This window comes from Streptomyces sp. NBC_01788 (assembly GCF_035917575.1).
GTDB lineage: Bacteria > Actinomycetota > Actinomycetes > Streptomycetales > Streptomycetaceae > Streptomyces.
Genome location: NZ_CP109090.1, coordinates 803,496 through 815,767 on the forward strand (window position 1 = coordinate 803,496; position 12,272 = coordinate 815,767).

The 12,272-nt window shown below is 72.9% G+C and carries 9 protein-coding genes; 4 read left to right on the forward strand and 5 right to left on the reverse strand.

The genetic code is table 11. The features are described from left to right. Positions 1-267 precede the first annotated feature (267 nt). On the forward strand, positions 268-2,250 hold the full coding sequence (locus tag OIE49_RS03825; RefSeq protein WP_326801064.1) for an N-acetylmuramoyl-L-alanine amidase: 1,983 nt from the start codon (positions 268-270) through the stop codon (positions 2,248-2,250). Between the two features lie 86 nt (positions 2,251-2,336). On the opposite strand, the gene OIE49_RS03830 is transcribed toward OIE49_RS03825, so the two are convergent. The 5 genes from OIE49_RS03830 to OIE49_RS03850 all read right to left on the reverse strand — a co-directional run bounded on the left by OIE49_RS03830 (position 2,337) and on the right by OIE49_RS03850 (position 6,447). Further along, positions 2,337-2,834 (reverse strand): hypothetical protein, encoded by a 498-nt coding sequence (locus OIE49_RS03830; RefSeq protein WP_100571220.1) that lies wholly within the window; start codon positions 2,832-2,834, stop codon positions 2,337-2,339. Positions 2,835-3,029: 195 nt separating this feature from the next. Next, complete coding sequence (locus OIE49_RS03835) at positions 3,030-3,932, reverse strand: universal stress protein (RefSeq protein WP_326801065.1); 903 nt, start codon at positions 3,930-3,932, stop codon at positions 3,030-3,032. A 124-nt stretch (positions 3,933-4,056) separates the two neighbouring features. Then, entirely contained in the window at positions 4,057-4,299 is a 243-nt protein-coding gene (locus OIE49_RS03840) for a DUF397 domain-containing protein (RefSeq protein ID WP_326801066.1), read from the reverse strand. Positions 4,300-4,336: 37 nt separating this feature from the next. Next, positions 4,337-4,936 carry a GNAT family N-acetyltransferase gene (locus tag OIE49_RS03845; RefSeq protein ID WP_326801067.1) on the reverse strand — a complete coding sequence of 200 codons (600 nt, stop codon included), beginning with the start codon at positions 4,934-4,936 and terminating at the stop codon, positions 4,337-4,339. 11 nt (positions 4,937-4,947) lie between these two features. Continuing rightward, positions 4,948-6,447 (reverse strand): acyl-CoA synthetase, encoded by a 1,500-nt coding sequence (locus OIE49_RS03850; RefSeq protein WP_326801068.1) that lies wholly within the window; start codon positions 6,445-6,447, stop codon positions 4,948-4,950. Positions 6,448-6,641: 194 nt separating this feature from the next. Here OIE49_RS03850 and OIE49_RS03855 point away from each other — a divergent pair, with 194 nt between their 5' ends. From OIE49_RS03855 to OIE49_RS03865, 3 genes are all read left to right on the forward strand, one after another. Continuing rightward, positions 6,642-8,432 carry a serine hydrolase gene (locus OIE49_RS03855; RefSeq protein ID WP_326801069.1) on the forward strand — a complete coding sequence of 597 codons (1,791 nt, stop codon included), beginning with the start codon at positions 6,642-6,644 and terminating at the stop codon, positions 8,430-8,432. A gap of 358 nt (positions 8,433-8,790) precedes the next feature. Continuing rightward, the gene (locus tag OIE49_RS03860) at positions 8,791-10,653 is read left to right on the forward strand and encodes a hypothetical protein (protein ID WP_326801070.1); all 1,863 of its coding nucleotides are present in this window, start codon (positions 8,791-8,793) and stop codon (positions 10,651-10,653) included. A gap of 225 nt (positions 10,654-10,878) precedes the next feature. Continuing rightward, positions 10,879-12,258: a hypothetical protein gene (locus tag OIE49_RS03865; protein ID WP_326801071.1), complete on the forward strand. Its 1,380-nt coding sequence runs from the start codon at positions 10,879-10,881 to the stop codon at positions 12,256-12,258. Positions 12,259-12,272 lie beyond the last annotated feature (14 nt).

Here is a 12,272-nt window from a genome sequence, read left to right on the forward strand (position 1 = left end):
TCGTGCGGCTCCTTCCGAGTTCGTCGCGCTCGGGAGTTCACCTCTTTCGGATCACCTCTTTCGGAGCAGTGGCCGCAGGAGCCATTGGTGTAAGCCACTGACGCCGCGCAGGCCTCGGGCGCGCCGTGGCGAAACTCGCCGAGATGCTGTTTGACATGGGTAATCGCCTTGCTGCGCGCATGATTGACGGATCGTCGGGCAGCCGGTACCACTGATCCACGCCGGCCCCGCACGCCCCGCTACGCCCGAGCGCCCCAGGAGGCTGCATTGCGAGGATCCGCCACCACCGACCCCAGATCCATGCCGGGACGCAGGAGCGCGCGCACCGCGGCGGGAGCCGTCGCCTCGGCCGCGCTGCTGCTGCCGCTGCTCGGCGGCACCCCGTCCGCGGGCGCCGCCACGGACGACACCGGCCGGTTGCAGCGGGCGTTCGCGTCCGCGTCCACCGAGTACCACGTGCCGCTCAGCGTTCTGCTGGGCGTGTCCTATCTGCAGTCGCGCTGGGACGGGCACGGCGGCGCCCCGAGCGTGACCGGCGGCTACGGTCCGATGCACCTGACCGACGCGCGCACCGCGCTCGCCTCGGCCCCGCACCACACCGAGGGCTCGGAGGACGCGCGCGGTGACGACGCGCGGGCCGCCGTGCACCCCGAGGCGGAGGTGCCGTCGGACTCGGCCCTGCCCGCCCGGTTGAAGACGCTGCCCCGGGCGGCCGGGCTGACCGGGATCCCCGCCGAACGGCTGCGTGAGGACGAGTCGGCGAACATCTCGGGCGGCGCGGCCCTGCTGGCGGCCGCCCAGAAGAAGCTCGGCGAACCGCTGAGCGCGGATCCGGCCGACTGGTACGGCGCGGTGGCCCGCTACTCCGGCGCGGACGACAGCGCGACGGCGGCGGCCTACGCCGACGACGTGTACAACGTGATCCGCTCCGGTGAGCGGCGCACCACCGACTCGGGGCAGCGGATCGTCCTGGCCGCGCGGCCCGGTATCGCTCCCCGCAAGGCCCAGCTGACGCGGGCGGCCCTGCCCCCTGCATCGGCGGCGGGCACGGAGTGCCCGGCCTCGGTGGCCTGCGAGTGGGTTCCGGCGCCGTACGAGGAGTTCGGCGGGGACGACTACGGCAACCACGACCTGGGCGACCGGCCCAAGGCGCAGTCCATCCGGTACATCGTCATCCATGACACGGAGGGCAACTGGGACGGCGTCCTCAACCTGATCCAGGATCCCACCTATGTGTCCTGGAACTACACGCTGCGCTCCACCGACGGGCACATCGCCCAGCATGTGAAGGCCAAGGACGTCGCCTGGCACGCGGGCAACTGGTACATCAACGCCAAGTCGATCGGCCTGGAGCACGAGGGCTTCCTCGCCTCGCCGGACGCCTGGTACACGGAGGCGATGTACCGGTCCTCGGCGCGGCTGGTGAAGTACCTCGCGCGCAAGTACGACATCCCGCTGGACCGGCAGCACATCCTCGGCCACGACACCGTGCCGGGGACGACCACGCCGAACATCCCGGGCATGCACACCGACCCGGGCCCGTACTGGGACTGGCGGCACTACTTCAAGCTGCTCGGCCACCCGTTCCAGCCGTCCGCGGGCAAGAAGGGCGGCCTGGTGACCATCCGCCCCGACTACGCGGCCAACCGGCCCGAGTACACGGGCTGCGTCACCAGCGGCAAGCCGTGCGCGGCGCACGGCTCCAGCGAGGTGCGGCTGTACTCGCAGCCCGACACCTCCTCGCCGCTGATCAAGGACATCGGTCTGAGGCCGGACGGCGGCCCGTCGACGACCGACGTGAACGACGTGGCCTCGCGGGTGGAGACCGGGCAGCAGTACGCGGTCGCCGACCGGCAGGGCGACTGGACGGCGATCTGGTACCTGGGCCAGAAGGCCTGGTTCCAGAACCCGGCGAAGAAGCCGACGGCGGTGAACGCGGCGGGCACGGTGGTGACGCCCAAGGCGGGGCTGGACAGCGTGCCGGTGTACGGCAGGGCCTACCCGGAGGAGGGGGCTTATCCGGCGGGCGTGCCCGTCCAGGCGGTGTCGCCGCTGCCGTACAAGCTGCTCGCGGGGCAGAGGTACGTGGTGGGCGATCTGCTGCCGGGTGAGTACTACTACTCGGCCACCTTCACCACGGACTCGCACCGGGTGGTGGTCGGCAAGGACATGTACTACGAGGTCCAGTTCGGCCACCGGGTGGCGTTCGTGCGGGCCGCGGACGTGCAGGTGGCACGCTCGTCCCGGTAGCGGGCCGGCAGCGTACGAGGACGAAGAGCGTACGAGCACGACGTGAGGGGCCGGTCCCGTGGGGGCCGGCCTTTTCGCGCGGCGGGTCAGCCCTGCTGGAACAGCTCGGCGGGCAGCGGCTTGAGCAGGGCGTACAGGTCGTCGGTGATCGGCCGGTCCCAGGCGGCGATGGTGACCAGGACGCCGTCGCTGCGGTCGAACTGCACGCAGGAGATACGGCTCTCGGAGAGCCTCAGCCGCCGCACGATCAGGAGGTTGTCGCCCTGGAGCACCGGCATGTCCTCGCTGCCGACGACGGTGACCTCCTCGTCGTTCTCCAGGGCCAGCAGGAGCTGCGCCACCTCGAAGGGGACCTCGCCCTCGGCGACCTCACGGGCCGCCGAGCCCTCGGGCAGGTTGCCGATGATCATCGCGGTGCCGCGGCCGCCAAACAGGTCGTAGCGCAGGAACACGCCCTGGCAGGTGCCGTCGGGCGCGGGCAGCAGACCGGCGCCCAGGTTGCCGGGCCAGTCGCCCGGATCCATGGCCAGGACGTCGAAGTCGGGCCCGGCGGGCGTGGCGTGGCGGCGGCGGAGGAACGACATGCCGCCATGGTACGTGCCCCGCCCGGCCCGGCGGCGTGAGGGAGGCCACCGACCGGGGGTGGAATCACCCGGTGCCCGGGTGCGTGGCGGTCGGGCCGGTGCGCCGGGGGGAGCCCGGCGCACCGGCCCGACCGGCGTGGGTGAGGAGCGCCGCACGACCGGGTGAGGAGTGCGGGGGCAGCGGAGTGACCGGCGTCACTCCTCCGGCGGTGACGGAGGGATCACCGCGACGGGGCCGGCCGCGTGCAGAAGGACGGCCTGGGTGACCGAGGCCATCATGCGGGCCGGTGACAGCAGGCGCCGGCGGTCGCGGCCGACCACGACCAGCTCGGCGTCGCGGGAGGCGGCGACCAGCAGCCCGGCCGCGTCGCCGGGCGCCACGTGGGGCTCGGCGGGCACGTCGGGGTGGCGGGTGCGGTACGGGGCGAGGAAGCCCTCGGTCAGGGTTCGGGTCTCGTTCTCCACGGCGTCCTGGTCGACCATGAGCGTGGTGACCTCCGCCGGGGCCACCCAGGCCGGAGGCGGCCACGGGTAGGCGGCGACCACCTGGAGCCGGGCCCCGCGCAGGGCGGCCTCCATGAAGGCGAAATCGAGCACGGCGTCGTCGGGGCTGTCGGCATTGACGCCGACGACCACCCGCGGCCCCGGGCCGGCCGCCGTCTCGCCGTGCACCTCGCGGCCGGGCCGGGGCACCACGACGACCGGGCAGTCGGCGTCGCGGGCCGCGGCCAGGCTGCTGGAGCCGAGGAGCAGACTGGCGAAGCCGCCGCGCCCCCGTGAGCCAAGCACCAACAGCTGGGCTTCAACACCCAGTTCGGGCAGCAGCGCGCCCGGAAGGCCGTCCAGACCGGCGAACTCGACCTCCGTACCGGAGGCGCGTTCCCCCAGATGGGCGCGTGCCTGGTCGAGCACCGGATCGCCGTCGTCGCCGGGCGGTCCGGCGACGAGGATGTCGGGCTGGGCCAGGGCTGCGTACTGCCGGACATGGACCGCGCGCAGGGGCGCGTCGCGCCGCCGGGCGGCGTCGAGGGCCCAGTCCAGGGCGCGCAGGCTGTCGTCGGAGCCGTCGACGGCGGCGACGACCGGTGGGGTGCTCATGAGTTCCTCTCCTCCGAACGGAGACCTCCCCGCGGACCCGGCGTCGCTCGGCCGCCGGCCCCGGCGGGGCTTTCAAGGTCCCCTGTCCCCGGACGCGAGGGAAACACCCCTGATCCGCGTCCGGTCAGGTGAGGTTGAACTCCCCGTGCCGTGCCCCTGACATGAACGCCCCCCACTCGGCGGGGGTGAAGATCAGGAAGGGGCTTTCCGGGCGGCCGCCGTTGCGCATCGCGATGAAACCCTCGACGAAGGCGATCTGGACATCTCCCAGGCCGCCGCTGCTGGACTGCCACTGCGCGCTGCTGAGATCCAGTTCCGGCTTGTCCCATCCCGCGAGCGGGTGCTGCTTGACAGTGCTCTCGGCCACGTCCGTGCTCCTCCCCAATCGTCGTCCGCGGGTCAGCCTAGCGATCGAGACCCGGCGTCAACAGGCCACGTGAGGGGGACTTTTCAGCAGAGGCGCCAGGCCGCGTGCGGATGTGCAGGTGGCCGTCGAGTGGGTGGTCGGGCGGCGCCGCCGGCAGGATCCCGGCCTGTTCGTACCCGCATGTGCGCGCGACCCGGCAGGAGGCCGTGTTGTCCACCTGGTGCAGCAGCTCCAGCCGGGCCGGCCCCCGGCCCCCGAACAGGGTGAAGGCCCAGTCGGTCAGGGCCAGCAGGGCCCGGGGCGCCACCCCCCTGCCGCGTGCGTGCGCGGCGGTCCAGTAGCCCACCTCGGCGGACGGGACGCCACGACGTAGGCCCTTGACGACGGCGTGCCCCACCAGACGCTCGCAGCCCTCGGGGCCTTGCGCCTCCAGGACGGCGAACGAGAAGCGGTCCCCCGTCTCCCAGTCCCGCTGCCGCTCCCGGATCCACCGGGCCGCGTCGGCCCCGTCGTCCACGACCTGACCGGCCCACCGGCGCAGTGCCTCGTCCCGGTACGCCTCGACCAGGTCGGCCGCGTCCGCCGCGCGCCAGGGGCGCAGGGTCAGCGCGGGGGCGTCGGGGGTCGCCTCCGCCATCGGGTAGGCCGTCACCGCGCGGTGAACCGGTCGCGCAGTTCCCTCTTGAGGATCTTCCCGCTGGCGTTGCGCGGCAGTTCCTCCACGAAGATCACTTTCTTGGGAACCTTGAACGACGCGAGCTTCTCACGGGCGTGGGCGATCAGACCGGCCTCCGTGACCTCGCCGCACGGGACCACGAACGCGGTGACCGCCTCGATCCACCGCTCGTCGGGGAGCGCGACCACGGCCGCCTCGGCGACACCCGGGTGCGTGTACAGGACGTCCTCGACCTGGCGCGAAGCCACCAGGACGCCACCGGAGTTGATGACGTCCTTCACCCGGTCGACCACCGTGTAGTAGCCGTGCGGGTCGCGTACGGCGAGGTCGCCGGAGCGGAACCAGCCCGCGCGGAACGCCTCCGCGGTCTCCTCGGGGCGGTCCCAGTAGCCCTCGCACAACTGCGGTGAGCGGTAGACGATTTCGCCCGGCGTGCCGTCGGGCACGTCGTTGCCTTCCTCGTCGACGACGCGGGCGTCCACGAACAGCACCGGCCGGCCGCAGGAGTCCATGCGGCCCTTGTGCTCGTCGGGCCCGAGCACCATGGCCAGGGGGCCGATCTCACTCTGGCCGAAGCAGTTGTAGAAGGCGAGTCGCGGCAGGCGCTCCCGCAGGCGTTCCAGGACCGGCACCGGCATGATCGACGCGCCGTAGTACGCCTTGCGCAGTCCGCCCAGGTCGCGGGTGGCGAAGTCGGGGCGCCCGGCCAGCCCGATCCAGACCGTGGGCGGCGCGAACAGGCTGTCCGCGCGTCCGGCCTCGACCAGGTCGAGGATCCGGTCGCCGTCGGGCGCGTCGAGGACGATGTTCGTCGCGCCGACGGCGATGTACGGCAGCAGGAAGACGTGCATCTGCGCCGAGTGGTAGAGGGGCAGCGCGTGGACGGGGCGGTCCCCCGCACTGAAGTCGAGCGCGGTGATCGCGCTCAGGTACTCGTGGACCAGCGCCCGGTGCGTCATCATCGCGCCCTTGGGCAGGGCGGTGGTGCCCGAGGTGTACAGCAGTTGCACGAGGTCATCGGAACGCGGCTCGGGGCCGTCGTACGGAAGCGTGGACGGCAGCCGGGCGAGCAGCGAGTCGTCCGCGTCGCGCAGCGGCAACGTCCTTGTTCCGGCCGGGAGTCGCCCGGCCAGGTCCGGGTCGGTGAGCACCAGGGCGCTGCCCGACTGGCCGACGATGTGGGCGAGATCGTCGCCGGTGAGGCTCTGGTTGACGGGCACGTGCACCAGGCCGGCGCGGGCGCAGGCGAGGAAGCCGATCAGGTAGGCGTCGGAGTTGTGGCCGTAGGCGGAGACGCGGTCGCCGCGGGCGAGGTCCTGGCCGAGCAGGACGTTCGCCGCGCGGGAGACGGCGTCGTCGAGTTCGGCGTACGTCCAGGCGCGCTCGCCGTACTCGACGGCGACGCGTGCCGGGGTGCGCCGGGCACTGCGCCGCAGGACTCCGTCGACCGTACTGCCGTGTCCAGGCGTCATGACACATGATCCTCGTTCCGCTGCGGCGGAAGGTCAAGAAACGCCGTGGACACCGTTCACCCAAGCCTACTTGACGCGCAGTCAGGATCAAGCGGGCACGCACGCACCGTTGACACGGCCCTCACCTGACACGAAAGTTTCACTCCGCACGACCATCCCCGAAAGATACTTTCAGACGGTGGGCGGGAGGCCTCATGACGACCGACGGCGCGGCAGGCAGAGCAGCAGCAGGCGGGCTGACACGCCGCCAACTGGGCAGGGGCACGATGGCATTGGGTGGCGCATTGGCGCTCGCGGCCCTGCCCGCGGGACCGGCCGCCGCCGCCCCGGCGAACGGCAGCCCCACCCTGCGGTACGGATCCCCCGAGCGGGCCGGTCTGCTGGCCGCCCCGCTGCGCCAACTCGTCGAGGACGCGGAGGCGTTCCTCGGCCCGTCCCCCACGCACCCCTGGTACGCGGGAGCCGTGCTGCTCGCCGGGCGCGGCGGGACCGTGGCGCTGCACGAGCCGATCGGCATGGCGGTGCGCTACTCGGCGTACGACGAGAAGACCGACACCGCCGTGGAGTTCCCGGCGGACCGGCGGATCCCGATGACCCGGGACACCGTCTTCGACCTGGCCTCGGTCTCCAAGCTGTTCACCTCGCTGCTCGCGGTGCAGCAGCTCGAACGGGGCACGCTGGAACTGGAGGGCAGGGTCGCGTCCTACCTCCCGGACTTCGGCCGGGCGGGCAAGCAGGACGTCACCATCCGCCAACTCCTCACCCACACCTCGGGATTCCGCGCCTGGATCCCGCTGTACGACGCGCCGACGTACGAGGGGAAACTCGAACTCCTCCGCAACGAGGCCCTGATCAACCCGCCCGGCACCGCGTACCTGTACTCGGACCTGAACATGATCTCCATGCAACTGGTCCTGGAGTCGGTCACCGGGCAGACCCTCGACACCCTGCTGCACGAGCGGATCACCGGGCCGCTCGGCCTCGACCGCACCCGCTACAACCCGCCCGCCTCCTGGAAGCCGCGGATCGCGGCCACCGAGGACGCCCGCAAACCCTGGTCGGGCCTGGACCGCGGCCTGGTGTGGGGCGAGGTGCACGACGAGAACGCGTTCAGCCTCGGCGGGGTGGCGGGGCACGCGGGCGTCTTCTCCTGCGCGTGGGACCTCGCGGTCCTGGGCCGTACGCTGCTCAACGGCGGCGCGTACGGGCGTACCCGCGTCCTGCGGCCGGAGTCGGTGGAGCTGATGTTCACCGACTTCAACACCGCCTTCCCCGGTGACGCGCACGGCCTCGGCTTCGAGCTCCACCAGCACTGGTACATGGGCGCGATGGCCACTCCGCGCACCGCGGGGCACACCGGGTTCACCGGCACGTCGCTGGTCCTCGACCCGACCACCGACTCGTTCCTGATCGTCCTCGGCAACTCCGTGCACCCGGTGCGCAACTGGCGCTCCGGCTCCGCTCCGCGGGTCGCCACCGGCAACGACCTGGCACGGGCCGTACCGGTCCGTGCGACGCGGGGCCGCACGGCGTGGTTCTCCGGGATGGCGAGTTCCACGACGGCGACCCTGGCCCTCCCCTCGCTCGACACCTCCGCGGGCGGCGCCCGGCTGCGGTGCGACCTGTGGTGGGACACCGAGCCCGGATCGGACGTGCTCGTCCTGGAGTGCACGACGGACGGCGGCGCCACCTGGCAGCCGGTGCCGTTCACCACGACGCACCGTGGGGAGGAGCCGGAGCGGCACCCGACGGGCATCGCCACCGGCTACTCGGGCCGGGTCTGGCACGGCCTCACGGCCGACCTCCCGGCGGCCGGACGGCTGACCCTGCGCTGGCGGTACACGACGGACCGCCTGTACGTGGGTCGCGGTGCCTACGTCGACGCCCAGCGGGTCGAGACCGGCCGCGCCGTCCTGTTCGACGAGGCGCGCCCGGCGGACTCGTCCCGTATCGAGGCGAAGGGCTGGACGGCCTCCGCGGACTGAGGAAGGACTGAGGAAATCGACACCGGTCGACTTCGATCAATTTCGGCCTTTCCGCACTCGGGAAATTCGCAACAATCGCCAACAGCGGAAATAGACGAATGCCGTTCCCCTTCCTTTCCCACAGACCCCATTCAGCTCCCCCACCAGCGACGCGGTAACGGAAATAAAAAGCTCACGAATACGGGTCCCATCCGCATCACGGGCGATAATGTGAATCCGCAACCGGATGGGGGATTCCGGGATCTGCGATCAGTCATGGCTGCCTCTGTGTCAGGGCCGTTCCGTGTCTGAAACATGTGCGACAACGGTCGCCGGCCGCCTCCGCGGCCGCCGGCGGCCGTATCGGGGGTGAGGAACAGTGCAGTCGGACCACGGTGCGAAGACCGGGGCGGCCGACCTTCGGGCCGCGCTCCGCGTCGCGGACCTGCTGGCCGGCGGGCCCGCCACGCGCGGCACGGAACCGGACGGCGAGCGGGGCGAGCCGCCGGCGCCGCCCGACCGGCACCGGGTGGCGCGGCTCCTGTCCGCCGCGGCCCCGCCGCCCGTCCACGCCTGGCGATCCGCCTGGGAGGACGTGCTCGCCGAGGAACGCGCCGGGCGGTCGCCGGCGGGCCTGGGCTGGGTACTCACCCGCCTCGCTTCCGGCGCCTTCCCGGCCCTGGACGTACTGGAGGTCGGCTGTGAGCGGCTGCGCCTGAACCGGCTGGCCTACGGACCCGGCGCGACCGGTCCGGAGCTGATCCGACTGGCCGAGTCGTCCTGGACCGAACTGGCCCCCGCCTCCGCGGTGCTCCCGCGGGAGCGGCCGGGCCGGCTCTTCCTCCTCGCCGGCGGGAAGACCGGCGCCACGGCCGGGGTCGACGCCGCCCTGCGGACCTCTCTGGCCTCCTTCGCGCGGACCGGGCACCGCGATCCGACCGAGCCGCTCGTGCTCGCCGTCAGGGCCGCCGGCTGGCAGCCGCTGGAGCGGGCGGCCGAGGCGGTGCGGGCGGAGTCGGGCGCGCTGCTGTGCCTGCGGCTGCCCGCGCACTGGCCCCTGGCGCCGGAGGACCTGACGGGCGAACTGCCGCTGCGCACCACGGTGTGGCTCGCCGCCGCCCACGTCGACGGCGCCTCGGGGACGGTGGGCCTGGTGCGCCGGCCACTGTTCCCCGCGGGCAGCCGCGCGGACGGGCGTACCGCCGCCGGACCCGTCGTGCGGATCCCTGTCACCGCGCCGCCGCCCGGCGCGACCACCGGCGAGAGCGTCGCCGCCGTCGTCGCCGCCGGGCGGGACGAACCGGCGTCCCGGTGGCGCTCGCTGCGCATCGACCGGCTCGTACTGCCGCCCGGCTCCCGGACCACGCTGTCCTACTCCCTGCACGGAAGAAGCCGGGTGGAACTGCGCTACGACGGCCACCACGAACCCGAGACCTCCCCCTGGCCCGCGCTGGCCTCCGGGACGCCCCAGCAGCTCTCCCGGCCCTGCCCGGTCGACCTGATGGTCGCCGTCGAGGTCTCCGGGCCGCAGTCCGACGGGGGCACCGCGGTCGAGGAGCGCCTCCAGGAGGCCGCGGCCGTCGTCATCGCCGTACAGGACGCCGTCGGCGGCGACGACACGCTCCGGGTGGGCCTGATCGGCTACCGCGACCACGACCCGCTCCACGGGCCGCGCGACCACGACCCCGTGGTGCACCGGGTCGGGATGTCGGCGGCGCCGGACGCCGCGCGGGCGCTGGAGTCCTGGCGCCCCTGCCCCCTGCGGCACGACTTCGCCACGGGGCTGGAGCACGTGCCCGGGGAACTGCCCGGGTGGCGCCACCAGTGGCGGGCCGACAGCCACCGGGTGCTGCTCGTGGTCGGCTCCCGGCCGCCGCATCCGCGGGCCCGCCCGCCCCAGGTGCTGCGACGCGGCGCACCCGTGCGCATCTGCCCCGACCGGCTGGACTGGCAGGCCGAACTGGACGCGGCACGCCACCACGAGGGCGTCGCCTGCGTGGCCGTCGTCGACGAACCGGCGTGGATGGACGAGCTGGTGGGCGAACCCCATCTGGCGCACTGGGCGGACCACGCCTGGGGCGCGTTCGGCACCGAGGGGCGGTTCGACGCGGGGCACGACCCGCGGCAGATCGCCGCCGTCGTCGCGGCGCCCTCGCTGTGCCTGCCGCAGGACGGCGCGCCGATCCGGCTGGTCGTCGCCGACGGCACGACCGCCGACTGGCAGCACGCCGTGGCCGGCTGACAAGGACGAGGCCGGCAAGGAACCAGGCCAACGAGGGCCCGAGGCCGACGAAGGCCGAATTCGACGAAGACCGAGGCCGGCGAAAACCCAGGCCAACGAGGGCCCGAACCCGATGAGGACCGGGGTCGGCGCGGGTCTCGCCCACACCGGGGCGCGCGTGTGCGCGGACCGGACCACCATCGCGCGGCGGACGACATCCGCCGCCCATCGAGCGGGAGCACATCCATGGTCGACGACGACGCGCGGTCCGAGCGCACAAAGGACGCCGAACCGGACCGCAGGCAACAGGACCGTGAGCAGGGGCCGTTGGACGTCCTGGGCAGGTCCACCCTCGTCGGGGGTCTGGCCGCCCTGCCCCCACCGCCGACCGCCCCGCCCGCGGCCGCGCCCCTGCGTCCCCGCCCGGGCCCCCCGGGCTCGCGGCAGGACCGGGCACGCGCGACCACTCCGCCCGCGCCCCGGTCCGCGCCCGAGGACGGGGCGCTGCCCAGCGTCTTCCTGGAGAAGGTGGACGAGCCGGCCGCGCCCGCACGCGCCGAAAAGCCCGCAAAGTCCGGCCGGAACGGGTCCTCGGAAAAGCGCGAGAAGCAGGAGGCGCCCCCTCAGGAGCCGGAGGACCAGTCCTCCTCGCCCGAGTCGACGATCACGCTCTGGGGCGGTATGCAGAGCGGCAAGTCCACGCTGCTGGCCGCCCTTTCCCGGGCCGTGCAGGACCCGCTGTACGGAAAGTGGACCATCTATCCGGACGACCACGCCTCCCAGAAGTTCCTGGGCGACCTGGCACGCCTGCTGTACCGGGAGCGCAAGTTCCCCAACGCGACGCTGACCGAGCAGCGCCCCGTCCGCTTCACCCTGGCCGGCGACCTCACCGGTACCCGCTACTCGCGCGCCGGACGCAGACTCTTCCGGCGCGGCGCCGAACGCGCACGCGACCTGACGGAGTTCAAGGTCACCGTCCGCGACCTGCCCGGGGAGGCGTTCGACCTGCGCTCGCAGACCGGAGCAGCCTACGGAAGCAGGCTGATCAAGGACCTCGGTGCCGCGCGGGCCATGGTCTACGTGGTCGACCCCGTCCGCGAGTGGCAGGTCAACGGCGACGACGGACCGGTGACCAAGGACGCCCGGCAGAACGCGGACTTCTTCACCGAGGTCCTCGGCGGGGTGGCCACCGAGATCAACATGCGCCGTGAGCGCCAGGGCAACTTCCTGCCGCACAGCATCGCCGTGTGCCTGGCGAAGTTCGACGACGACCGCGTGTTCCGGTTCGCCTGCGAACAGGGCAACGTCCGGGTCAACCCGCGTACCAGGCAACCCGAGGTCATGGACGCCAAGCGGCTGTTCGACGGGCTGTGCAACGCGTTCCCGCACGGCAGCCTGCGCGAGATCCAGCAGCAGATCGAGCAGTTCTTCGCGCCCGAACGCGTCGGCTACTTCGTCTGCTCCGCCGTCGGTTTCTGGGTCGACCCGGACCGGGGCTTCGACTTCGAGAACCCGTACCTGATCAACCACGTCGAGGACAGCGTGCGCTTCGTGGCGCCGCCCAGGCCCGTCAACGTCCTCGAACCGTTCCTCTTCCTGCGGGGCTTCGGCCCCACGCAGTCCTGATCCGGCACCCGAAC

Excerpts from the sequence above, each read along its gene's own strand:
- OIE49_RS03830 (WP_100571220.1), bottom strand. The coding sequence starts at position 2,834 with ATGTCGTTCCTCCGCCGCCGCCACGCCACGCCCGCCGGGCCCGACTTC.
- OIE49_RS03835 (WP_326801065.1), bottom strand. The coding sequence starts at position 3,932 with ATGAGCACCCCACCGGTCGTCGCCGCCGTCGACGGCTCCGACGACAGC.
- OIE49_RS03845 (WP_326801067.1), bottom strand. The coding sequence starts at position 4,936 with ATGGCGGAGGCGACCCCCGACGCCCCCGCGCTGACCCTGCGCCCCTGG.
- OIE49_RS03850 (WP_326801068.1), bottom strand. The coding sequence starts at position 6,447 with ATGACGCCTGGACACGGCAGTACGGTCGACGGAGTCCTGCGGCGCAGT.
- OIE49_RS03855 (WP_326801069.1), top strand. The coding sequence starts at position 6,642 with ATGACGACCGACGGCGCGGCAGGCAGAGCAGCAGCAGGCGGGCTGACA.
- OIE49_RS03865 (WP_326801071.1), top strand. The coding sequence starts at position 10,879 with ATGGTCGACGACGACGCGCGGTCCGAGCGCACAAAGGACGCCGAACCG.